The 21,055-nt window shown below is 58.3% G+C and carries 35 protein-coding genes; 7 read left to right on the top strand and 28 right to left on the bottom strand.

What is annotated here, in order from left to right; translation table 11 throughout:
- Window positions 1–3: 3 nt before the first annotated feature.
- The 27 genes from AC4PS6_RS03100 to AC4PS6_RS02970 form a co-directional block, all read right to left on the bottom strand.
- Window positions 4–660, bottom strand: a complete 657-nt coding sequence (locus AC4PS6_RS03100) for a phage tail protein (RefSeq protein ID WP_339231084.1) — start codon at window positions 658–660, stop codon at window positions 4–6.
- A gap of 72 nt (window positions 661–732) precedes the next feature.
- A complete protein-coding gene (locus tag AC4PS6_RS03095; RefSeq protein WP_492180665.1) occupies window positions 733–1,149 on the bottom strand; it encodes a phage tail terminator-like protein in 417 nt (138 codons plus the stop codon).
- The gene (locus AC4PS6_RS03090; RefSeq protein WP_339231089.1) at window positions 1,146–1,568 is read right to left on the bottom strand and encodes an HK97 gp10 family phage protein; all 423 of its coding nucleotides are present in this window, start codon (window positions 1,566–1,568) and stop codon (window positions 1,146–1,148) included. The genes AC4PS6_RS03095 and AC4PS6_RS03090 overlap by 4 nt, the downstream gene beginning before the upstream one ends.
- The gene (locus AC4PS6_RS03085; RefSeq protein ID WP_339231091.1) at window positions 1,565–1,927 is read right to left on the bottom strand and encodes a hypothetical protein; all 363 of its coding nucleotides are present in this window, start codon (window positions 1,925–1,927) and stop codon (window positions 1,565–1,567) included. Before AC4PS6_RS03085 ends, AC4PS6_RS03090 begins: the two co-directional genes overlap by 4 nt.
- Before the next feature lie 14 nt (window positions 1,928–1,941).
- Window positions 1,942–2,442 carry a DnaT-like ssDNA-binding protein gene (locus AC4PS6_RS03080; protein ID WP_339231094.1) on the bottom strand — a complete coding sequence of 167 codons (501 nt, stop codon included), beginning with the start codon at window positions 2,440–2,442 and terminating at the stop codon, window positions 1,942–1,944.
- Window positions 2,443–2,445: 3 nt separating this feature from the next.
- Window positions 2,446–2,646, bottom strand: a complete 201-nt coding sequence (locus tag AC4PS6_RS03075; RefSeq protein ID WP_339231096.1) for a hypothetical protein — start codon at window positions 2,644–2,646, stop codon at window positions 2,446–2,448.
- Window positions 2,647–2,692: 46 nt separating this feature from the next.
- On the bottom strand, window positions 2,693–3,709 hold the full coding sequence (locus AC4PS6_RS03070; protein ID WP_339231097.1) for a hypothetical protein: 1,017 nt from the start codon (window positions 3,707–3,709) through the stop codon (window positions 2,693–2,695).
- Between the two features lie 14 nt (window positions 3,710–3,723).
- On the bottom strand, window positions 3,724–4,440 hold the full coding sequence (locus AC4PS6_RS03065; RefSeq protein ID WP_492180663.1) for a hypothetical protein: 717 nt from the start codon (window positions 4,438–4,440) through the stop codon (window positions 3,724–3,726).
- A gap of 40 nt (window positions 4,441–4,480) precedes the next feature.
- Window positions 4,481–5,560, bottom strand: coding sequence for a minor capsid protein (locus tag AC4PS6_RS03060; protein WP_339231103.1), 1,080 nt, complete (start codon window positions 5,558–5,560; stop codon window positions 4,481–4,483).
- Window positions 5,535–6,989: a DUF4055 domain-containing protein gene (locus AC4PS6_RS03055; protein WP_339231105.1), complete on the bottom strand. Its 1,455-nt coding sequence runs from the start codon at window positions 6,987–6,989 to the stop codon at window positions 5,535–5,537. Before AC4PS6_RS03055 ends, AC4PS6_RS03060 begins: the two co-directional genes overlap by 26 nt.
- A complete protein-coding gene (locus tag AC4PS6_RS03050) occupies window positions 6,989–8,476 on the bottom strand; it encodes a terminase (protein ID WP_339231108.1) in 1,488 nt (495 codons plus the stop codon). The genes AC4PS6_RS03055 and AC4PS6_RS03050 overlap by 1 nt, the downstream gene beginning before the upstream one ends.
- A gap of 2 nt (window positions 8,477–8,478) precedes the next feature.
- Window positions 8,479–9,087, bottom strand: coding sequence for a hypothetical protein (locus AC4PS6_RS03045; RefSeq protein ID WP_339231111.1), 609 nt, complete (start codon window positions 9,085–9,087; stop codon window positions 8,479–8,481).
- Between the two features lie 9 nt (window positions 9,088–9,096).
- Window positions 9,097–9,348, bottom strand: coding sequence for a hypothetical protein (locus tag AC4PS6_RS03040; protein WP_008431846.1), 252 nt, complete (start codon window positions 9,346–9,348; stop codon window positions 9,097–9,099).
- Window positions 9,349–9,401: 53 nt separating this feature from the next.
- Window positions 9,402–9,746 carry a hypothetical protein gene (locus tag AC4PS6_RS03035; protein ID WP_339231116.1) on the bottom strand — a complete coding sequence of 115 codons (345 nt, stop codon included), beginning with the start codon at window positions 9,744–9,746 and terminating at the stop codon, window positions 9,402–9,404.
- The gene (locus AC4PS6_RS03030; protein WP_003175039.1) at window positions 9,743–10,081 is read right to left on the bottom strand and encodes a hypothetical protein; all 339 of its coding nucleotides are present in this window, start codon (window positions 10,079–10,081) and stop codon (window positions 9,743–9,745) included. The genes AC4PS6_RS03035 and AC4PS6_RS03030 overlap by 4 nt, the downstream gene beginning before the upstream one ends.
- Before the next feature lie 283 nt (window positions 10,082–10,364).
- Complete coding sequence (locus AC4PS6_RS03025) at window positions 10,365–11,042, bottom strand: bacteriophage antitermination protein Q (protein ID WP_492180660.1); 678 nt, start codon at window positions 11,040–11,042, stop codon at window positions 10,365–10,367.
- Window positions 11,039–11,638, bottom strand: coding sequence for a recombination protein NinG (locus AC4PS6_RS03020; RefSeq protein ID WP_492180658.1), 600 nt, complete (start codon window positions 11,636–11,638; stop codon window positions 11,039–11,041). The genes AC4PS6_RS03025 and AC4PS6_RS03020 overlap by 4 nt, the downstream gene beginning before the upstream one ends.
- Window positions 11,635–12,129, bottom strand: a complete 495-nt coding sequence (locus AC4PS6_RS03015) for an HNH endonuclease (protein ID WP_492180657.1) — start codon at window positions 12,127–12,129, stop codon at window positions 11,635–11,637. Before AC4PS6_RS03015 ends, AC4PS6_RS03020 begins: the two co-directional genes overlap by 4 nt.
- Window positions 12,129–12,545 carry a recombination protein NinB gene (locus tag AC4PS6_RS03010; RefSeq protein ID WP_492180655.1) on the bottom strand — a complete coding sequence of 139 codons (417 nt, stop codon included), beginning with the start codon at window positions 12,543–12,545 and terminating at the stop codon, window positions 12,129–12,131. Before AC4PS6_RS03010 ends, AC4PS6_RS03015 begins: the two co-directional genes overlap by 1 nt.
- Window positions 12,542–13,018 carry a hypothetical protein gene (locus AC4PS6_RS03005; RefSeq protein ID WP_492180654.1) on the bottom strand — a complete coding sequence of 159 codons (477 nt, stop codon included), beginning with the start codon at window positions 13,016–13,018 and terminating at the stop codon, window positions 12,542–12,544. The genes AC4PS6_RS03010 and AC4PS6_RS03005 overlap by 4 nt, the downstream gene beginning before the upstream one ends.
- The gene (locus AC4PS6_RS03000) at window positions 13,015–13,410 is read right to left on the bottom strand and encodes a DUF1062 domain-containing protein (protein ID WP_492180652.1); all 396 of its coding nucleotides are present in this window, start codon (window positions 13,408–13,410) and stop codon (window positions 13,015–13,017) included. Before AC4PS6_RS03000 ends, AC4PS6_RS03005 begins: the two co-directional genes overlap by 4 nt.
- Window positions 13,411–13,603: 193 nt before the next feature.
- Window positions 13,604–14,356 carry a replication protein P gene (locus AC4PS6_RS02995; protein ID WP_492180651.1) on the bottom strand — a complete coding sequence of 251 codons (753 nt, stop codon included), beginning with the start codon at window positions 14,354–14,356 and terminating at the stop codon, window positions 13,604–13,606.
- On the bottom strand, window positions 14,353–15,051 hold the full coding sequence (locus AC4PS6_RS02990; protein ID WP_233475234.1) for a helix-turn-helix domain-containing protein: 699 nt from the start codon (window positions 15,049–15,051) through the stop codon (window positions 14,353–14,355). The genes AC4PS6_RS02995 and AC4PS6_RS02990 overlap by 4 nt, the downstream gene beginning before the upstream one ends.
- A 23-nt stretch (window positions 15,052–15,074) precedes the next feature.
- Window positions 15,075–15,797: a phage antirepressor protein gene (locus tag AC4PS6_RS02985; protein ID WP_233453227.1), complete on the bottom strand. Its 723-nt coding sequence runs from the start codon at window positions 15,795–15,797 to the stop codon at window positions 15,075–15,077.
- A gap of 164 nt (window positions 15,798–15,961) precedes the next feature.
- Entirely contained in the window at window positions 15,962–16,207 is a 246-nt protein-coding gene (locus tag AC4PS6_RS02980) for a hypothetical protein (RefSeq protein ID WP_201491453.1), read from the bottom strand.
- A gap of 19 nt (window positions 16,208–16,226) precedes the next feature.
- Window positions 16,227–16,421: a hypothetical protein gene (locus AC4PS6_RS02975; protein WP_040267807.1), complete on the bottom strand. Its 195-nt coding sequence runs from the start codon at window positions 16,419–16,421 to the stop codon at window positions 16,227–16,229.
- A 29-nt stretch (window positions 16,422–16,450) separates the two neighbouring features.
- A complete protein-coding gene (locus tag AC4PS6_RS02970) occupies window positions 16,451–16,699 on the bottom strand; it encodes a transcriptional regulator (RefSeq protein ID WP_056786176.1) in 249 nt (82 codons plus the stop codon).
- A gap of 95 nt (window positions 16,700–16,794) precedes the next feature.
- Between AC4PS6_RS02970 and AC4PS6_RS02965 the strand changes: the two genes are divergently transcribed.
- From AC4PS6_RS02965 to AC4PS6_RS02955, 3 genes are all read left to right on the top strand, one after another.
- Window positions 16,795–17,655 (top strand): S24 family peptidase, encoded by an 861-nt coding sequence (locus AC4PS6_RS02965; protein ID WP_056786178.1) that lies wholly within the window; start codon window positions 16,795–16,797, stop codon window positions 17,653–17,655.
- Window positions 17,656–17,721: 66 nt separating this feature from the next.
- On the top strand, window positions 17,722–18,087 hold the full coding sequence (locus AC4PS6_RS02960; RefSeq protein ID WP_156408314.1) for a hypothetical protein: 366 nt from the start codon (window positions 17,722–17,724) through the stop codon (window positions 18,085–18,087).
- Entirely contained in the window at window positions 18,080–18,703 is a 624-nt protein-coding gene (locus AC4PS6_RS02955; RefSeq protein ID WP_156408315.1) for a hypothetical protein, read from the top strand. Before AC4PS6_RS02960 ends, AC4PS6_RS02955 begins: the two co-directional genes overlap by 8 nt.
- 53 nt (window positions 18,704–18,756) lie before the next feature.
- Here the strand turns inward: AC4PS6_RS02955 and AC4PS6_RS02950 are convergent, their stop codons facing one another.
- Window positions 18,757–19,068, bottom strand: coding sequence for a DUF1654 domain-containing protein (locus AC4PS6_RS02950; RefSeq protein ID WP_056786195.1), 312 nt, complete (start codon window positions 19,066–19,068; stop codon window positions 18,757–18,759).
- Between the two features lie 487 nt (window positions 19,069–19,555).
- Between AC4PS6_RS02950 and AC4PS6_RS02945 the strand changes: the two genes are divergently transcribed.
- From AC4PS6_RS02945 to AC4PS6_RS02930, 4 genes are all read left to right on the top strand, one after another.
- Window positions 19,556–19,828, top strand: coding sequence for a hypothetical protein (locus AC4PS6_RS02945; RefSeq protein ID WP_492180649.1), 273 nt, complete (start codon window positions 19,556–19,558; stop codon window positions 19,826–19,828).
- Window positions 19,829–19,893: 65 nt separating this feature from the next.
- The gene (locus AC4PS6_RS02940) at window positions 19,894–20,136 is read left to right on the top strand and encodes a hypothetical protein (RefSeq protein ID WP_492180648.1); all 243 of its coding nucleotides are present in this window, start codon (window positions 19,894–19,896) and stop codon (window positions 20,134–20,136) included.
- Window positions 20,137–20,538: 402 nt separating this feature from the next.
- On the top strand, window positions 20,539–20,766 hold the full coding sequence (locus AC4PS6_RS02935; RefSeq protein WP_339231145.1) for a DEAD/DEAH box helicase family protein: 228 nt from the start codon (window positions 20,539–20,541) through the stop codon (window positions 20,764–20,766).
- Between the two features lie 21 nt (window positions 20,767–20,787).
- Window positions 20,788–21,048: a hypothetical protein gene (locus AC4PS6_RS02930; protein WP_198834883.1), complete on the top strand. Its 261-nt coding sequence runs from the start codon at window positions 20,788–20,790 to the stop codon at window positions 21,046–21,048.
- Window positions 21,049–21,055 lie beyond the last annotated feature (7 nt).

Genomic DNA, 21,055 nt, shown 5'->3' with positions numbered 1-21,055 from the left:
CGGTTACACCGCCACTGCGGAGTAGCGGGTTGGGCGGCCAGCCAGCGACAGAGTGATGACGCGGGTCATCAGGTTGTTGCGGGACAGGGCCGGGGTCGACGTGATGGTCACGTAGGCGTTGTAGAGGATGCTGTCGCCGTTCGGTAGGTTCAGGCGCAGTACACGGGTCACTTTATCCTCGTCGGCGCCCTCAACCACCGGCACGTACGGCAGGGCCGGGTCATCCGCTACGGTGAACGACATGCTGATCGGGTTCTTGGTGGTCGGGATCTGGCGGTCGTCATCGTCAGCCAAGAAGCCGAAGGTCAGGAACTGCTGGTCGCCGCCCGTGGTTGCCACGTCGGTGATCTGCGATATCTCAACGAAACCGGTTACTTCGCGTACCGAACCCAGGCCAGAGCCGGCCGGGTATGGCTGGAGATTGGTGGTGTTGATGTTCTCCAGGGCGAAAGTGCCGGTCAGGCTGTTGGCCACGCGTGCAGCGCGGTCATTCAGGCGGGTCCAGCCCGAGGTCACAGCGATGATGTCGCCATCAGTCAGGCCGTGGGCCGCTGCGCTCGCTACCGCTGGATTTGCGTTGCTCAGCGCGGTTACCGGGATAGCCGGGCCGTAGGTCGAAGCGATTTGCAGGGTCGCGCCGTTGGGGAGTCGAAAGCCCATGTGTATTTTCCTCTTTGCAGAAATGACAAAACCCGCTCAGTGGCGGGTTCTGGGTTTGCCCAGCGGGCGAATTCAGTTGGTGTCGGCTCGGTATTGGAACGAGGCCGGCACGGTGTAGGTGGAGCCTTCAGGAATGCCTGGGCCTGGGCCAACTGGCGTCAGCACGATGGCGATCAGACCGGCGCGCGGGATGCGCAGGTTCACCGGGAACAGCGCGGCCAGTTCATCCACGATGCCGCTGGCCTCTGTCCGGTACTTGCCGGAGGGTGCAACGATGTTCACCTGGAACACGCCTACGTACAGGTGGTGGTCGCCGCCGAGCGTGTTGCTGGTGGTTACCGCCGGCAGAGTGAAGAACCGCAGGTACGTCTCACCGGAAGCCGGGGTATAGGTCTCGTTCTCCACCACCACCTTCAGTGGCTTGGCTCGAGCCCTGGCCCAGGCCAACAGGCGCGACTCGAAAGCGGCCGCTATGATGTTATGGCTCATACCTGGTTATTCCTGATGGCTTCTTCGACGATCTGCTGAAAGCGCGCCTGGGTGATGCGCACCATGCCGCCCGGCGCCTGATCGGAGTGGCCGTACTCGAGCGGGATGGCGTAAGGCAGGTTGTTCACGATGAAGGCCGTGGTCCCAGCCCGGAACAGGATCGACTCGCCTGCGATGCGCGCCGTGGCTTCAGCCCCGGTAGGATCAAGCGTGCTGAGCGCACCCGCCGGCGGAGCATCAATCGACATCTGCCAGTTGCCACGGAACCGGCCGGTGTCGACCGGCGACATCCGAATCAGCGAGTTGCCGACCTCGATGATGATCTCGCGAAGGCTGGCGTCCACCGCTTCCTTGGCCTGTTCTGCAAACTCGGCCAGTTGTAATCCGAAGCTGCCCTGCTGACCTGCGTACTTTTTCATGAGCGCACCTGCAACTCATACAGGATCGGCGTGCCGGCCGGGTTGATCTCCTTGAAGTTGATCACCGTCCACGTCTTTCCCTGCACGTCAGCCTTTATCAGCGGCTTTGGCTTCCATGCCATGCCCAGCGCCGCGACCTTTAGCTTCTTGTCGCCGCGCACGATCAGGGTGTCGTTCTGGAATTCGAGGCCAGTGAAGTCGAGCAGGATGCCTTGGGCGGTTTGCTCGATGATCACATCACCGCCGGCCGGGTTATCGGGGTCGTACTCGGCGGCCTGGATGTCCCGTAACGTTACTGGTTGGCCGAACTCAGCGATCAATTCGAGAGCCAACGCGGCCATTTCGTCGTAGAAGGCCATGGTGGCTCCGGCTGTTATGCGCGGATGGCGAACAGCCCGCGCTTTTGAAGGTAGTCAGCGAATTGTGTGCGGCTCGGCCGGTCAGGCGCTGCCGGCAGCAATCGGCCGCTGGTGTTGCTGATGGAGGCATATTCGCGAGTCACCGCACCCTCGACACGTTCGAGCGTCACGGCGCCTTTGCGCTTATCGATCGGGTCGATGTCGTCAATGTGGATCTCACCCGCGAGGGCCATCTGCCCGTACTGGATACGTGCAGGAATGTAATCTGACGGCTTGTTCTCACCGTCGATGTTTACGCCGCGGCGAGGCCAGGCTAGAGCCTGGTCATGGTTGGCCCGGCATCCTTTCCAGTTCATGCCATCCATCGCCAAGGCGGCCCGGCGCAGCAGCGCTTCCTGTGCTACCGGCTCCGCTGGAATGGTCACACCGTACCTTGCGGCATAGCTGACCAGTTCCGCTGCGGTCGAGTAGCTGTCTGCGTCCGGCTTGCCGGTGCCGTCCTCGATGATGAGCATGGGTTATTCCTTGGTGGTGGATTTCTTGTCAGCGCCGCCGCCGTTTTTGCGAGCGGCTGGCTCATCAGATTCGGTGCGCACACTGTCGACGCCACCTGTTTCACCGACCGATTCAGGACCGACAGTAATGTTATCAGCGGTACCGCCAAACCCCCAGCGCGCCTTGACGTTGGGATCGATGTGCTTGTCTTTTTCTACTGCCATGATGACTCTCCTTCAATGTTGCCAGCCCCGCAGGGCCGGCTATTGATTAGGCTGCTACGGTGGAAGTGATGAAAGCCAGCGGAACCTGCTTGCGGTCGAATTTGCGCTCCCAGTTGGTGGCCAGCGCCAGATCGGCCCAGTTCGCCGAGATCGGGCGACTGGTGGTCGGAGTGCCGGTGATGGTCGCACTCAGGAACGAGTAGCCAAGTGGGTGCACAACGAAGTTGCGGCGAGTCCACAAGGTCTCCGTGCCGCCGCCGTTGCCGCGATCCGGCGCACGCTCGTATTCCAGGCCGTCTTCGCCTTCTGGCTGCTGCTCGGCGAAACCGAGGGCGCCCGGGCCAAAGATCACAGACAGGTATTTGTTCGGCGTGCCAGCGATCACCGGCATGCTGTCATCAACAACGACGCGCATACCCTGGAAGCGACCGAATTCTGGAATCTGGTCAGCGATCGGGGTGAAATCGATCAGGTTGAGGATCTGCAGCTCAGTTTGAACGGCGGAGTGCATCGCGATGACGCTCAGGCCGCCCAGCTGACCGCTGTAGTCACCCATGGTCGCCTTGGCACGGATGATTGCCGCTGCGCTAATGGTGCCGCCAGCATCCACGACCATGTCGCCGTCGTTGGCAGCCACGTTGTCGTTGTAGATACCGATGGTGGTGGCGATCGCACGACGCTGAGCCACTTTGCGCCAGTAGCTGAGCAAGCGACCAGCAACAAACTCCAGCGGATCCTGCTTGGTGATGTTCTTCACCAGATTCATGCAGTTCCAGCCTTCGTTGAGGTACGCAGCGCGCGCCTGCATGCTGGCGGTATGCACGGACAGCGGTACCGCGATATCGGTGTACACGTCGTTCGAGTAGTTCGACTCGATGGACGCGTCCAGGTCAACCCACCATGGAATGGTGAAGGTGTTGGATGGGCTGGCCAGCAGCGTGCTCATGTCGCTGTTGGTGGTCAGGATTCCCGACTCGAAGAACGCAGTGCGCTCAACGCTGTTGACGGTGATGTAGTCCCGCAGTTCGTCGCGGAAGATGACATCGGAAAGAATGGTTGGCATTGCAGAATATCCTTTTACTGAGCCTCAGCTGCGGCCTTCAGGCGCGCGTGCTCGGCGGGGTTGGTTCGGCGAAGCTCTACGCGCTCCATGCCGGTCAATTGGTTCCACGGTTTTGCGGCCCCGCCGCCTTTGCCACCGGCAGCCCCGCCGCCAGAAGCCCTGCTTGAAGCGATCAACGGCGCCAGGGCGGCATCGTTGAACAGCTGCGTCTTGAACTCTTCTACCGTCAGAGCGGTAGGCCGGCGCTCAGCGTCCAGCACCACGACGGTGGGCTTGCCTTCGCGCAACTCCATGGAGAGGCGAGGCTCAATGATTTGTTGAAGCACTGCAGCGGAACCCTGGACGGCCAGCTCACCAGCGACACGGGCAGCGGTGGCACCTACCGTCAGCGCGTGCACCTGGGCCTGCAGAGAGGTCAGAGCCCCTTCTTTTTCAGCCAGGGCGGCGGTGTGCTTCTCGTTCCAGCTACGGTCGAGCGCTTCGGTGTCACCGTTCTTGCGGGCTGCTTCTTCAGCTGCCAGCCTGGCCGACTGCTCAGCCTGTTCGCGCCGGGTCTTTTCGTCCTTCTTCTCCCGCAGCAGTTCTTCCACTTTGGCTTTCAGGCCGGCGGTGTCCTCGGGCGCGGGCAAACCTTCTACCGCCAATACGTAGTCTTCGCCCTGGGCCTTGTAAAACACTTGCAAGGATGGCTCCAGCGCGTCATATGCTGCTTTGTCGATCAGGTATTTCATGCTGTCCCCCTGGGACTGGTTTGCAGGCTCGGCCTGCGGATCAGATGCCTGCGCGCTCGAAGGCCAAAGGTTCCAAGGCCTTCATCTCAACGAGCGTCAGTGGTTCGAAGTTGCGGTCTAGCTGGAGCTCAGAGAATCGCTTGACGCTGAGGCCGCCATTGCGGAACAGCGCGCCGCGGGCCTTGCCGATCGCCTTGTCCTGGAAAGCGGCTGGCTGCTGCTTGAGCCAGTGGTAATAGTCGAGGTCAGCACTGACCTGGCCGGCGCCGCTTGCCCCTACTGAGGCCCTTGTCGCCCCCTTTGCGAACATATCGCTCAGACGCGTCAGCAGTACGAAGGTGGTTCGGCAGTTCGGGTGGAACGGTGGCCTTGGGCCCGAGTCCACCGGGAAGCGGCGCTTGTCCAGGGTTCGGCACACCTGACTGGTCTTGCTGTCTAGCGTGGCTACCAGTTGAATCTCGGTCACCACGTCGGTGTTGGCCTTGGCCGTCTCCATGCGCGCCTGGCTGGCAACGTGCTGGATTGCAGTGCGCACCACCGTTGAGGCGTTGCGGTCAGTGATAGCCAGAATGCCGTCGGCGTAGCCTGCTGCCTTCGTGCCTCGAATGTTCTGCAGGATCTGGAAGTTTGTCTGCCCTTCGAAGAATCCTTGCCGGATTGCTCCGGTGACACGCTCGCGCTCGGCTGTCGTCCAATCCTTGATGAACGGCTTGAGCAGCTTGCCGCCCTCTCGGATGCTGAGCGGGTTGTTCATCACTGCCGAGCGAATCGCCGTGACAGAGGGAATCGCAGCCTCAAGGCTGATGCCGGCCGGTACCGCTTTCGTCAGGCTCGTTGCCTCGAACTGTGCTTCGTAGTTGGCCAGGTCGATCAAGTCCAAGGTCAACTGATCGGTGAAGCGGGTGAAGATGCCCAGCAGCAGGCTATCCACCTCATCGAGCAGCTTCTCCATGCGCTTGCGACTGAAACCGGTCAGATCGGACTTCGTCAGTCGCTCACGCAGCGAGCGGTCGATCTCCTTGAGGAAGGGGGTGAACTTCTTCACCTCCCCCGCCTTCAGCCTTTCGAGGAAGACAGCGTGCCGAATGGTGGCATCAAGGATCGCTTGGTTTGCCGCCATTTAGTTTGTCCTCATCGTCCAGGCCAAGGCCTACTGGATTCGCTTCGAGCTCGCCGCGAATGTCGTCGTCGGTCTTCTCTGGATCGATCACGCCGCGATCGCGCAGGTACTGCCAGAAGTCAGACTCCGGCACGCGCCCGGCCTGCACTGCATTGAACAGGCTGGCCATGATTGCCGCGTCGAGGCTCACTTGCGTGAAGTCCTGATTCAGCTTCAGCAGCGCTTCGCCGGCGACGTTCTCGAACGCGCACATCCACATCAGGCACTGGCTGTATGCCTCGCTGACGTTGCTCACGGCCAGCGACAGGATGCTGTGCTCTGCCGCGCTGTCGTTGTCAGCCTGGGTTGCGGTCTTCACCGCGCTACCGCGCTCAATCAGCCGGGCGCCGAGCGAGACCATGTCCTCTTTCTTGCCGTCCATGGCCTCCTTAACGAGGGTGTTTGGCTCAGGCTGTGCAAACCCGCAGGAACCGTTCGCCGGCAGCGTAAGCGGTGCACGCGAGCCGACATAGATGCCGTTTTGTTCCAAATGATCGCGCCATGCCTCATCGAGACCGGCAATCCAGAACTGAGGCTGGCCCGAGAACCAAACTGAATCCTCGTAGTCCGCACTATTGTGGTAATGGCCGATGTTGATCTCGGCCATGTCGTACAGCGGGGAGTCATCAATTGAAGAATCGTTGTTCTCACTGCCCACGAACATGAACGGGATGATCCGCCAGGGCTTCCCCTGCCCGTCCAGGGGCGTCCGAGCCTCAGTAGCCGCCCACTGACCACCATCAGTGGTCCACAGCTCTTGCTCGTATAGGCCAGAGTCATTCAGGCGCAGCACGCGATATTGATCTTTGCTCTCGACGCCGAAACCATCATCGGTGTCCTTATCGACCACTTCCTTCAGCACTACCAAACTCAGCAGGTACTGACCGCCGACCTTGCGAGTCTTCCAGTTGACGATGCATTCGGCGTTGTAGCTGGCGATGGTTGGGCGGATACCCAGCGCAGCGCTGTCTGCTTTGCTGGTTGAACCAGGCTCAACGCTTGGGTAATCAACAAGTAGCCCATGTCGGCCGACTTCGAGGATGTGCCCGATGACTGATTGCGACTGCTGGTAAATACTGATGCCCTGACCATCGACGTCCTTTGCGACGTATTCAAGCGCCGCGGGCGCTGTCAAGGTTGGCCAGGTGCGAAACACTGCTCCGACGAGACTGTTCTTGGTACGGCCAGTAGCGTTGTAGAACACGGCTCTCATCAGGTAGGTGTTGAACCTGGCCTTGTTGTCGTCGCTCGTGTCCTGCGCATTCGGCCGAGGTAGGTAGTGATCTCCTCGGGCCTTCACGGTCTCGGAGCCCTTGCACACGTCGCGCACCAGCCGCCAACGGGACTGTGCCGCGTCGTACTCCGGGCGGGTATAGGTGACGTCTGCCATTAGCGTGCGAATCCCATTTTGATTGATTTGACCGGCTTCCGGGCGCTCTTGGCGACAGCGAAGTACCGGAATGCATCCGCCGCGTGGGATGACCAGTCATGGAGCGGCTTATCCTTCCAGCAGCCCTTTTTGTCGTCCCATTCTTTTCGGTAGTTCTCCAGACAGGTGATGCCTTCTTCGCACTTGGCTTCATCGAAGGCACAGCGCGCCAGGATCTCCCTTGCCTGCTCGATTCCGTCGTCAACGCCAATCTTCGGCACGACTTGGAAAGTCATGCGGTATATCTGGCCATCGATTTCGTAACCCTCGCGCGCTATGTCCTTGCGCGTCTTGGCATCACTACCGAACTCGCGGTTCTCGATATCGTGCGGGCCCCAGTGCTCGGAATAGGTGTAACCCTTATCCTTCAGCACCTTCATGTAGTGCCGCAGGCCTTCTCCTGAGTTTCCGTAGTAGTCGATAACGTGGTACTGCTCGCCAACCTGCCTAACGAACCAAATGGCTGTCGAGTCGCTGACGCCGATATCCCAAATGGTGATCACTGGTAGGTGGCTATTGTCCGGTAACACGCCAATTCGCTGATCGCCGTACAGCTTGGCGAACTGCCTGGCGTAGTAGGCGCCCTCGATAGATTGCTGGAAGGCTTCGGCGGGGATCGACGGGTATTCCCGCTTCATATCGTCGCCGAGGGTCTTCTCTTTGGCTGCGTACCAGGCGCGCTGACCTGGGTTGACGGCGATCCCGTGCTTGGCTGCCAACTCATCGAAGTAAGCGGTCAGGCGATCAGGGATGATCGCTGTAGCAGGGTCGAGCCAGTAAGCCTTGTTGTTCCACCAGCTGAAGAAGAAGAACTTCCAGTCCAGCAGGCCCAGGGCCACGCCGGATAGTTGCTGCTTCTCAGCGCTCTGCGAGTAGTCGAAGAAGTAGCCGGCCCTGCCTTCCGCTGTTGATTCGATGGTGACAAAGCAGTCAGTAGCCACGGCCTCGAAGGCGCCAGTGACGATTTCGCGGGCCTTGTGTGGGAACTTGGCGCAGATCTTCCCGAACTCGGACACGTGCAGGTAACGCAGCGTGCCGCCCCGGAATGAAGTACTGACGTAGAGCGATCCGCCCTTGCTGAATACCAGTTCACCGGCTGCGTCATTACTCGCAGGGTTCGCGGCGCGGATCTCTTTCGGCAGGTTGTCGTAAGCGTACTTCACCTTCTCCCGGAACAAGCGCTTGGCGTCGTTCAGGGTGTGGGCGATCAGTGCGCACTTGGCAGACTCGAACAGCGCGGCATCGAGCTGAATGATGCAGCACTCGGTGGTGAAGCCAAGCTGCCGAGCCTTAAGGATCAGGTTCCGCGTGTGCATCCCCTGGAAATACTCGATCTGCTCGTCCGTCATCCGGAAGCGGACCTTCTTGCCCTGCTTGTCCGTGATGAAGTACAGGTTGTTCAGTCGCCAGAACTTGTCCCGCAGCAGCTTCATGTGCTCGGGCTTCATGGTCAGGCGTCCTTCGATAGATCGTCCATCAGCTTGGACAGCTCGTCGGCATCAGTGCCGCCGGATTTGGTGTCGAGGTCGTAGGCTTGGCGCTCCAGAGCAACCAAAGTCTTCAGAGTTTCGGCCATTTCCTTCATCGTCTTGGAGCGGCCCGGCAGGCTTATCACCTTGCCGTATAGGTCGTTACGTTTGTCGAAACCATTGTCGTCTGGGTCGCGCATCAGTTCGCCCAGCTCTTCGAACAAGTGCCGGTTGTCGGTCAGCCCTTCCAACTCATCCAGCAGCTTGTTGGTGAGCCGCCTGCCGCGAGAGATATCGCCTCGGTGGGCCATCCTGATGTCAGCAATGACCTCAGCATTTGCTTCTACGATTCCACGCTCGGTTGCCAGTGTTTCCGTGGAAACCTTTGTGGAAACCTCTCGTTTGGAAACCAGTGAATCGGCTTTGGCCTTTATCTTGGCATTCAGGTCACGATCCCAGCCTTCAGCCTTCGACCGCTTGTTGATCGCTGTATGGGAGACGCCGCAGGCAGCGGCGATCTCACGCACTGAGAGCAAGCCAGCCCGGAAGAGCTGTTCAATGCGCTCCCAGTCGGGTTGCTTGGTTGTCATGCGGAATCCTTAGTCTTGGCTGTCCAGCAGCACATCAATCAGCTTCTGCTCGCCCAGGCGCATGGCACCCAGGCATTGAAGGTCATCGCACTTGGGCCCGAGACCGAACACGGTCACCTCTCCCTTCGCACCGATCAGCGTCAAAGCGCCTACGGTGCATTCGGGGTGCTCACCTGCGTCGAGGTCGTCGGCAATCTTGCGCAAGGTCTTGGCGGCATCGCGCCAGTCTTCCCGCTTGAACTCAAGAACCTTGACGGTCATGCCCTACTCCTGTCTCGCGCCACGATTTTGCGCATTCGAAAACGTGGCGCGAATTACTGCTTTGGCTGGTCGATGCTTTCTGGCGCCTTCGGGCAACCCATGCACTGCTCGCAGTTCAGCGTCTTGCACAGCCAGGCCTTCACGGTCTGCCAGTAGGTGACCATGAAGATATGGCGGGCGCCGGCCATGGCCAGGGCGACATGCAGCGTCAGGCCAGCAGTGGTCGGGCCGAAGAAGATGTTCTGGCTACGCATCGACACAACAAACCCCGTGATGGCGATCGTGGTGTAGATCAGCTTCCCGAGGATGCCGTCCCTCACCTTCCCGCTCAGTACGCACCAGGCTGCCCAGAAGGCGATGAGGCCGCAGGCGATGGAGTTGATCAGTTCAAGATTCATGGTGGATTGCCTCCCCCGAACCGCTGGCGAATAAGCGCCCAGAGGTCAGCGGCTTTGATGGCTCGGTTGATTGCTGCCAGGAGCGAACCACCGAACGTGCCCAGGAGAAAACCAATCCCGGCGACGATCTTCGGCTCAGTGACATTCAGGTAGGCGCTGACCATGCTCGTCAGGTACAGAGAGCACGCAACCCCGGTGACCAAGAACACCATCCAAGCACGCCAGTCGGACAAGTCATCCTTGTGCCACCAGCTCGCAACAACGGCCCCAATCAGGCCCGCAATCAACAATTCGAACCTGTCGATCTTGTCGAGCAGGCGCTGTAGATACTCCATGCGCTCGACTCCGTGGGGCATGTTTGGGAATTGAATCGGCTCTCACAGCACTCCCAGCTCGGAGCAATGGGTGTGGTGGAGCCGAAAACTAGAAGCCCCCGATCAATGTCGAGGCCCTGAATAGGTCCCTCATCAGCGTGACAAGTCAGAGGCTCTGAGGGTTTGGGGAAACTTAAGCAATAAAAAACCCGGCGCGGTGGCCGGGTTCAGGGTTTCGTGTGCGTTTCGCGTTACTTGTGCACTATGGGAAAAGTACGCTTAAAACCCCGTCATGTCAATATGATTATGCCGCCTCTTGATCTTTTTCCGAGTGGATCACCTGCCATAGAGGTTGTTGAGCCTGAATATCCACTTCCTTTATCACTTCTTTCAGGGATTCCCACAGGTCGAGCCAGTCGCGCGTCCAGTTCTTCGGGTCGATGGTGACGCCGAAGAATGTCAGCATCTCAGCGGCAACTCGGGCCGGCCCCCACTCTGCCGATCCGGCGACCTCACCCTTGTACGATTGCAGGGCCAGGGTCACCAGGTACTGCGCCTTCACTCGCTTCGCCGATGTCAGGTCTGGAAGCGCGGCCTTGGCGGTGATCAGCAGTACCGCATTCAGCAGGTGCCGCATATTCATTGCCGGGTGGTAGAGATAGTGGCCAAACTGTTGCACCTGGAACGGCAGTGTGTCGATGGCGCGCAACACCTTACCGATGGTGGCCAGGTGGGCGGCGCGGGCGGTGGAGCGGCCAATCGGTGTTCCGCGCGTCTCGCTGATACTGATCTTTTGCCGCACAACTTGGATGCGCTCTTCCTTGTCTTCCCCCAGCGCAGCGAACACAGCCTCGGCTCGGCGCATGCGCTGCCCCTTCTTGATCGGTGCCGATTGCGCTTTGTCGATGGCCACAGCGCTGATCGACGCGTTCGATTCGTGTTGTGCTTCGGTCCATACCTGTCTTGCGTTGATCAGCTTCATGCGGCTTCCCCTTTTTTCAGTTCTCTTGTCTTTGCCCGGTAGTAGGCCTTGATGCCCTTGATCTGCTCGAGGGAGTACTTGCGCGGCGCCTGATCAGCCTCCAGCGCGTCGACGGCCTCCTGGCCAATGCGCGCGATCAGGCCTATCCGGTAATCCACGGCATTGCCGGATAGGAACCGGTTGTCCTGCTTGCTCTGTGCGTGGCAGTTGCGCTCATCGAAGCGCAGGTGAGGTGCGGAGCCGACGCTGCGGTAATGCCCTGCATCTACCGCATTGCCGCTCCAGTCCAATGGCTTGCCGCTGGAGATGCACAGGTGGCCGGCGGCCTGGTCGCGTGCACGGATGTACGCGTTGAATGCCTGCTGGGCCTCGCGCATGTGGTCGCCACGGGTCTTCAGCTTCTCCTTGCGGACCTTGATGTCCTTGCGCTCAATGTCGGCCAGGGCCTTGCGTGCCTTTGGCGCATGCCTCGGCCCGTCGATGAGCGCGCAGGCTGGACTGCACACCGCCTGGCCCATCCGCGAAGGCACGAATGAGGCCCCGCACGCAGCAACTCGGCACTTCTTCGGCTTGGCCGGCTTCCGCTCGATGGTCATAACGTGCACCCCGCATGAATCCTTCGCTTCTCTGTCACGTAAGCGTCATGGGCGGCTATTGCAGTGTCGAAAACCCCAAGGTGATGCTTTTTCCCTAAGTGATGGATCTGCGCAGAGAATCTTTTGCCAAGAGGCGAAACACCCAAATACCCGGATGAGTTATCGGATCGCGGGCGGCGCTGATTTTGCACGTTAAGCAACTGATCACCCGGACGAAGATTGCTAAATCGGTTATTGGTACCAGCTCCGTCGCGATGATCAATACCGCAAGCAGGGTCTTCGCCAGTTACCCAGTACCACGCGAGGCGATGCGCAAAATAGCGAACACCGTCGATGGTTATGAGCAGGTAACCATTCTTCTGCAAAGAGCCTACCGACTCGTCTTGATATCGCCCTTTCCTGCGAACCTTCCAGGTGAAAACCCCGGTTTCTTGTGAGTAATGGATTTGATTGACCAAGTACGAGTGGTCGGGCATAGGCTTGAGCTTCATCAGTAGCGCCCCCCGTAGTGATCCTGGGCCGCCCAGCGAACGCCCTCTTGGCTGCCAAATGCTTCAATCCAAGTGATGAGGCTCGCGCACTGCGCAACGCTGAGCTTGGAGGTATGCTCAAAAATCATGTCAATCCCGTGCCCATCCAAAGCCGGAACCAACATCGGCGAATGCCCAGCTTCTCTGAGCCATGCCGCCGTGCACAGTCGCTTCCATACGTCGATGGTGAGTTTCTGCCCGTGCCAGGAAACCTGCTCTGCGATTTGGCTCAGCAGCTTATGGAGCAACTTGTTCTGCTCCCCGCTGCGGTCCACTTCGGTGATGGCCAGCTTCTTGGGCTTGGCCAGGTCCAGGCCGGCGATGTAGCCCATGGCTTTGTTGCGGTCTGACTCGTTGCGGATCTGGAGACTGGTCATGCTGCAGCCTCCGCCAAAGTCGCGCCCGCCCGCTTGGCCAAAAGATGGTCACGCGAGATGAAGGCGTCTACGACAAACCCGCCAAGGTCGACCGCCAGCGAAATGCCATCGCCCTTCCCGCGCGCCACGTAATACTTGCGATCCTCGCGCCCTTGAACCGGATCAAGGACGAAGTAGCCCTCGTCGGTGACCTCGATCAGGATCTGGTGGTTACCGCCTTCGATGTTGAGCGAAGGTGACGTGCACAGATAAACACCCTCATCTGCCAGCGGCGGGCAGTCCAGACTGAAGAACGCCGTGTATTCAACGTCCAGGCGCTCCAGCATTTGCCGCAGGGTCAGATCACCATCCCGGTAAGGCTGGTGCATCTGCCCGATGACTTCCTGTGCCGGGCGCCCAACTATCATTGCCAGGCAGGTCGACACGCAGCTGTACGGGCATGGTTGCATTTGGCGAGTGATGATCGGTTTCATGACTGCTCTCCCTTGCCCATGGCGGCGTCTAGCAGTGCGTCCAAGTCTTCGCCGGTCATGCCTGTCGCGTGCGGGCCGATCCACTCCACGACCTCGATGTAGCCGCGACGAGCCTCGCGCAACCACTGATACCGCGTTGCATTCTTTTCAAGCTGCTCGTAATCGGCAATGGCGCTGTCTAAGCTCTGGATCAGGATCGGATCGGGGCACTCCAATTTTGCGCGCAGCGTCTCGTTCTCAGCCAGCAGCTCCAGCGCCACCTCCCCCACGGTCTTCTCGCCCAGGAACTCGTCCAACTCCTCGGTGTTGCGCTTCCAGCCGGCGCAGTCGGCCCGGTATGACGCGGCTTCGGCCCAGAGCAGTTTTTGCAGTTGTTGCTTGTCGATAGTCATGGCCGTTGCTCCTGAATCATTCGGTCGACACAGGCCACCCAGACGGATGAACCACGCTCATTGGTTTTCGCGCAGATGTTTGCGAGCGATGGAGGTGGCGCGAGCAGGTATGCGAACAACGCGCAAAAGGCCAAGAACAGAATTGCGTAGCCCGCGCCTTGCACGGCTGACCATAAGGGTCGATATGCCTTCATCAGAAGCCCTCCTTGCAGCGCTGTGCATCGCGCTTAATGTTCATTTTTGCCAGCAGCAGCTCGCGGGCGGACTTGCCGTCGGCCGGGATGCCTTGCTGAAGTATTTTTGCCTGCACCTGCTGGTCGGCCAGCTCGTTGGCGAGTTCGAATTCCGTTTTCTGGCTGTCGTGGCCGATTCCGGTGAGGATCTTCCCGTCCAGCGGCTGGCCTTCCTGGGCGCGGCGGATCACCACGGCGTAGTTGTGCTCGAAGCGCTGACGTAGGCCCTTGTCTTCCTGCTTGGCGGTGCGCAGGTCGAATATTCCGGTCTCGTTGGCCGCGACACGCACACCTTCGTGGCTGTAGGCGCCCATCAATGCCTCCACCCATGCGTCAGCGCTCGCTGGCAAGCCGAACGCCTCTGGTCCAGGCGTGCACCAGCCTATGAACTGGCCGACGCTTGGGGCGAACGGTGAGCCGCTTTTGCGGCACTGCTCGATTCCATAACGGATCTGCTCCAGCGTGCGGATGCCCGCGGCCATGAATCCCATGGTCCAGTTGCGCATCGCGGCGGCCTTGGCCTTGTCGTCTGGCCATGCCTGCTTGTGCGCCGGGAAGATGGCCTGCAACTGCCGAAAAAGGCGCTCGACCACTTCACCGGTGGCGTCATCCACAACGCCCAGCTGGGTTCCGGTCTGCGCCGGGGCCTGATAAGGGGCGGCGGTGGCCAGGGCCCGCGCAGCACCAGGGATCATCTGAGTGACGTTCTTCATAGGTCATCACTCGTATCGGTGCGCCACGACTGATCGTAGAAGTCCGGGCCGTTGCCGACAGTCCTGCCGCCTGCCACAACCTTGTCCGGGAACAGACCGGTCCAGCCATTGCTGATGGACTGGTTGATCACGGCGTCGGCGTCGTGGTGCCCTGCCAGGGTCTTGGCTTGCTTGGCGCAGGTGGTGGCTGTCAGCGACTTGCGGATCTCCTTGCGGTGCTGGCACCAGTCAGCCCATGCCGAGTCGCTCACGTTGCAGGGCTTGGCAGTCAGCGGATCGAACTTCACAGCCTTTGCCTTTGTGCGCGAGGGAGCTTTAGCGACCGGCTGCTCTACTGGTTCAATGACTGGTTCAAAAGAGTGACTGGTTCTGGTGCTTTCTGGGCCTACAGGGGGTGTAGGCGGTGTGCCTACACCTGTGCTTTTTGGGCCTACAGGGGTGCTTTCTGTGCCCACACCCCCAAGGGTCAGCAAATAGAGGTTCGACGAGTTGCCTTTCGGGCCATCGCGGTTCTCAATTTTAAGCAGACGCTGCTCTTCCAAGTGCTTGATATGGCGGCGAACAGTGCTGCGGTCGATCTCGCATTGATCTGCAATGTGCTGGTAGGACGGCCAGCACTCGCCCACGTCGTTAGCGTTGTCGGCCAGCTTGATCAGTACCAGCTTGCGCAGCGGGTTTCCGACCTTGGTCTTCATGGCCTTTACCATCAACTCCATACTCACGCTGCACCCCGCATAGCCTTGTCGTGGGTGAACAGGCCGTCCCAGGTCTTCTTCATGGGCAGCTCTCCGGCCAGGTACAGGTCGTACAGGCGTGCGGCGCCCTTCTTCAGCAGGATGGGCGTGTAGGAGATGAAAGGTTCTTTGCCGTGCGGGGTGACTTCCACCTGGTGTTCGGTCATGTACTTGTCGCGGGCGTACGAACCCACACGGTGACGCAGGCCGGACTTGCTCTCGTTGTAGAGCCAGCTGCGAGCTTCCAGGTACTTACCCACCTGCATGACGTTGACCCCATTGAGGCCCTTGCAGAATTGCGTGTGGGTCATGCCTTCCTTGAACAGGTTCTCCAGGGAATGGATCTTCGTGGCCTGCTGCTCAACCTGGGCGGTAAGCATCAAGCGGGCCTTTTCAGACTCCATGGCGATCTGCAGGATTTCGATGGTCGAGAGCTGCTTAGGCCCCTCCAGATCTTTGATCTTTTGCAGGACCGTTCGGCGAACAGCCTTGGATTCACGCATTCCCACCAGGGTGCATTGGTCCAGGGTCAGGTCGTACGAGGCCATCATTACCCCGCTTTGGGGGTGTGCAATAAAACTGCATACCCCCAGCTCGCCGGATAACTCGTCCTCTACGCGAATAATGAACTGATCGTTTCTGACCTTTGACTCGCCTGCACGGGTGCGGGCATCGTTTACAAGGTCGCGCAGATCTACGGATGACATTGTCCGCGCCACGTTTTGCGATTGCAGAAAACGTGGCGCGGGATTATTGAGGGCCTGTACATCAGGGTTAGAGGTATGCATAATCGGCCTCACAGATGATTTTGCTGTATGCAGTTAAAGAAGCCGGGATTGCGCCCCGGCTTTTTTGTGCCTGCGATTTGGGTTTATTGGTTGAGGTCTTCATCAGGCCCTCCTTTTTCAGGCCCTATTCCGGGCTTCGGCGGTTCTCGCCTTGTTGTTGGCAGATGCCGGATCTTTCCGGCGCCTCTTGGCCTGGTCTTCTCGAAAAAACGCTCCGCTCCAAGCTTTGCGGCGTACTCGTCGGGGGTCATCCCTTCAGCTTTCGCCAGTCGTTCAAGCTTTTCGTAGAGGCGCCCATCGATCCCGTGGCAGATCGTGGTTTCAGGCACATAGCCTCCTTCAGGGCCTTCAGGCCTGCATGTGTTTACCGGTAGCATTCGGTTCAACGATGCTTTCCAACTTCTCCTCGACGCACATGCGCACGAACACGGCCAGCTGTAGCTTGTGCAGGCGGGCAACAGCCTTTAACGCTTCGTAGGTTTCATCGTCATAGCGGGACTTGATCTCCCGGTCTTTCAGGTGGCGGGTGTCGTCATATGCCATTGGTGAGGCTCCTTGGTTGTTCAAAAGGGTTAAGCGGCGGAAAGTGAGTGAGAGGCGGCATAGGCGATCTGCCCCCACGGAAACGATGGGCAAAGGTCGGTACGATTCACGGCCCCTTGAGTCAGCGCTTCGATTTGAACTGCGCGCTTGGCGGGCACCGGGCGCTCGCCCGAGCACCATTGGTTAACAGTGGGCGCAGTGACCTGCAGCAGGCGCGCCATTTCCACCTGGCTGCCCAGCAAGCGAGAGGCTTCTTTGGCTGCTTCTGCTGATTTCATGAGTTCTCTCCTGGAGATTTAGCGTGAATATAAGGCATTACCTTATCTTAGACAAGCCATTGCCTAACCAACAGCACAATAGGCTTAATTAGGCAATGCTTACCGGACCAGAATTAGGCGCCGCCATTGAGGCCGCGCGGATCGCCAAGGGCGTATCGAAAAAGAACCTCGCAGACGACTTCTCCGTGAAGCCTCCGTCGATACAGGGCTGGGTGAAAAACGGCAGGATCGACAAGTCAAAGCTGATGGACGTGATCGCCTATTTCTCCGACGTCGTCGGGCCTGAGCACTGGGGGCTACGCCCAGGCTTCTCCTACGAAAACCTCGAAGTCACCAACGAAGACTCTGCCATTCAAGATAGTAATGACGGACGCTCGCTGGCCTCATCTGCGGCAGACATGGTTCGTCAAATGTTGGCGTCGAAAGGCAAGAGCCTTTCAGAAGACGCTCGCGCCAGGTTGCTGGCTGCTGCAGAGCAAAGCGACTCAGGAAACGTTATCCATGTCGACTTCTCTCGCCCTGGCCAGGTTGGCGATGAGGTTTGGATCGCGCACTACGACGTGCGCGCAGCGATGGGTGGCGGGCAGATCCCGCACGAATACCCGGAAATGCTCCAGGACATACGGGTCAGCCCCAAGCACTTGCGTGACCTGGGCGTTACCTTCAAAGAGCACTTCCACCTCAAGATGATCACCGGGTGGGGTCAGTCGATGGCGCCGACGATCAAGGATCGGGACCCGTTGCTCGTCGACATCACGATCCGGGAGTTCACGGGTGATGGCATCTACCTCTTCTCCCACGACGAGATGCTGTACGTGAAGCGATTGCAGAAGAAAGGCAGGGACCGCTTCAAGATGATATCGGACAACAAGCACCACGACCCCGAAGACATCCGGGTGGATGACACCCATATCCTGGCCCGGGTACTTTACGTATGGAACGGACAACCGGTATAGATCTCAATTTCACCATGTGACAAAGAGGCTGGTAGGTTGAAAATGCATGATGCAAGGAGCCTATAAATGACCGATACACCCGAGTCAAAGCCGAAACGGCTCACGATGTTTGCTGTTGACTCTAAGGACTTTGCAAGATTCCTTGTAGCAAAAGGAGCAGGTAAGGATGAAAATTGCCCGCTTTGTCAGGGAGATGACTGGACTATCCTTTGCCCTGACGATGACGGACCAACGCTTCGCCTAGGTATGCCTGTACGAAACCGACCTGATATGTTCTACATGTCCGCCTTTGGATATTTTTGTAACAGTTGCGGTTATCTTCGCACCCACATGGCCTCAACTGTTCACGAATGGGTGGAAAACAATCCAAGGCCTGACTCAGATTTGATCGACGACGATGACTCTTCAGCTGGGGAAGCCAGCGATGAGTAACGCAACGAGCAAATTTGGTACGGCGAATGATATGAAAAATCATTTCGATGCCTGCACTAGGTTTCCGGGGATTAATCAAAAATCCAACACCCTGGCAGCAGACCTTGTTGATGACAATAGACCTGTAACGAGTGATACTCGGAAAATGAACGACATAACGCGCGACGAGCTAAGGTCAACCTTATCCAGTATTGAAGACCGGATGGATAAGCGCATAGAGCGCATGGAAAAGGACGGCGAAAGGCGCTCAGATGAATATCGTAAAGAGCTTGCTTTGCGTGATGAGCAGCTAAAACGCGAATTTGACCTGAGACAAGAATCGTTTCGAAATGAACAGATCGCGAGAGATGCAGCGCTAGCCGAAAGATTTTCAGGATTTCTAGCGGCTCAGTTAGAGCGCGATAAAGCGCTGGAAAAGATATCAGAATCGCGTTTTGACCGGATCGAAAAGGACGTAAGCTCCATCAAAGCAGATACGAAGAAAGTTGGTGAGGATGTCAACGGTATCAAGGTTACGATGGGTAAGTATCTGGGCGGAGCGATTGTAATTGGAGCCATCGCTTCAGCATTGCTCGGAGTTGCTCTGAGGTACGTATTTACACTATCCGGCTCGTAGATCCTTGGTCTCATTAAATTGAAGCCCGCCCAAAGCGGGCTTTTTATTGCGCGCTAGAAAGGCGCCACCCCTTCCTCGAGTTCAAATTCTGGCTCGCCCTTCCCTGCCTTATCCACTTCCTGCTGCTCCCACCTCACTGTCACGCTGCCGTCGTCATTGAGCGTCAGTTCAAGCTCGTCCGTCTCGGTGATTACACTCAGCACCTCGTCCCACTCCCGATCACCGTCCGTGTCCAAGCGATGAATCGTCACCCAGCGCTGAGCCTGAGCGACCGGGTGATTGATCATCGATGAGACGCGCAGCCCCAGGCGCGCCATACCGCTCATTTCCTGCCGTTCCGCCGGTGCCGCCTGCTTCTTCCCCATGAAATCCCCTCCCAGTTTGATGCTGTATATCCATACAGCTTAGGCAAAGCTTATATCAGCGCTGCCGAGAATGTCATCTCCGAAATCGAAATAACGACCGGGAACATTTTCTGAAAATAATTAGGCATTACCTATTTACAGGCGATTAGGCATTAGCTTATTGTTCACTCCATCGAGTCACCCAACAGGGACTCGCCAGGGCCTCAGGGCCTGACCGCTCTTTAACAGCTCAGGACCTTCGCAGATCGATCCCCGGCAACGGGCACAGCGCGAACAATAAATTCGATCTCCACGCCAGCTCTGGAACTGGCCGTACTCCCACATGTGAGTACGCGAAACCACGCAAGCCAGCCAGGAAGAACACCGGACACGAAATGTGTGACCTGGCCAGAGATATGAATCGGGCGATGCGCGTGGTGGAGACAACAGATTTCCTCGATGACCTTGGCAACAGGGTCATCCGGAAAATCAACCCGGAGACAGCAGCATGCAAATCAATCAGCAGAGAACGGTGCAGGTGGATGTGACTGAGCTGCACCTGCACATCAAGGTCCGCGACGGGTTCGCTGCTGGCCTGAAAGACGCCCAGGGCGAAGAGGTCGGCAGCTATGAAGGCTATGTGCCGGACTTCTTCCCTGGTGAGCATTACGGCGACTACCTGATCCTGAACATTGACCTGGAGACAGGCCAGATCAAGAACTGGAAAAAGCCGGTCGCCGCCGACATCGAAAAGATGATCGAAGCGAGCGACGAAGACTGACGGACCTTTTCACTGATACCCATCCAGAGCGGTGGGCATCGGGAAAACAACCCGGAGATATGCAAATGCCAATGTTCCGCAAGAAACCAGTCGTCATCGAAGCTGTGCAGTTTGACGGCACCTTCGCCTCTGTGGAGGAAATGTTGATCCCGAGCTGTTCGCAGGATCTGGGCAGCAACACGCTGGAGATTGAAACCCTCGAAGGTGTGATGACTGCGCAGCCGGGCGACTGGATCATCAAGGGCGTGAAGGGCGAATTCTACCCTTGCAAACCTGACATCTTCGCCGCGACGTACGACGCAGCCTGACAACCAGCGCCACGACAGCCTGTCGTTAACTGCCCGATCCTCTCTATGAGAGCGCATCGGAGACAGCAATCCCGCTGGGCGGTTCGATTCCGTAAGCCGCAAGGCAATCAACGGTACGGCCTGGATTGCTATCCCCGATGCGGACGAAAATGCGGCCTATAACCGCCCACCTGCATCCTTATTCGATCAACCCGGCGCGGAGGATTGGCAGCCATGTGAACCCAATCAATTGGTACCCCCGCGCCACGTAGGGAGGTCTATGTGTCGCACCGAAAGCCCGGGCAATGTTCGGGCTTTTTTACGCGCCTTTATTGCGTCAGCACTCCTCCCCCGCGCCCATCGGCAACCAGCGGGAGGAATGTGTGTTGACGAATACAGGTGAACCAACGAATGGAGAGAGTCATGAGCAAGATGATTGAGATCGAGGTTTCAGGCCCGACAGGAAGCGGCAAGAGCCATGTTATGGCTGTCATCCGCTCTGCGCTGATGGCGGAGTACGGCGCGCGTATTCAAGTCGCTTCGTACGACCTTGCTGAAGAGTCCGGCCTAAATGGTGACGACCATTCCAAGTGGAATAAGCCGCGCTGCAAAGAGACCGTATTCGTGATTCGCGAAACGAACCTCGCCTAACCCCAAAAACTGGAGGTCGCCATGGCCCGAACTTACGAATATTGGACGGTCAAGGACGGCGAGGACATCGCTATCAAGCTGACCGTCACATATTACTCGGCTCGAAAAGGAAACTTCAGCTCGCAAGCCGCCGATCCCGATGAGTACTTCGGTCATTGCGAAATCAATTGGGAGTCGGAAGACGACACCAGCTTCATGACTGAATCCGAAATCGCCTCGATGGAAGAATGGCTTGTAAATGAGCATTCCGAGTATCTGGCCGACCAAGACTATTACGACTGACCCGCCA

Source organism: Pseudomonas sp. DW-iso17 (genome assembly GCF_058725345.1).
Note: the sequence above shows the minus strand (reverse complement) of the source record. Positions and strands in the feature narration are given on the sequence as shown.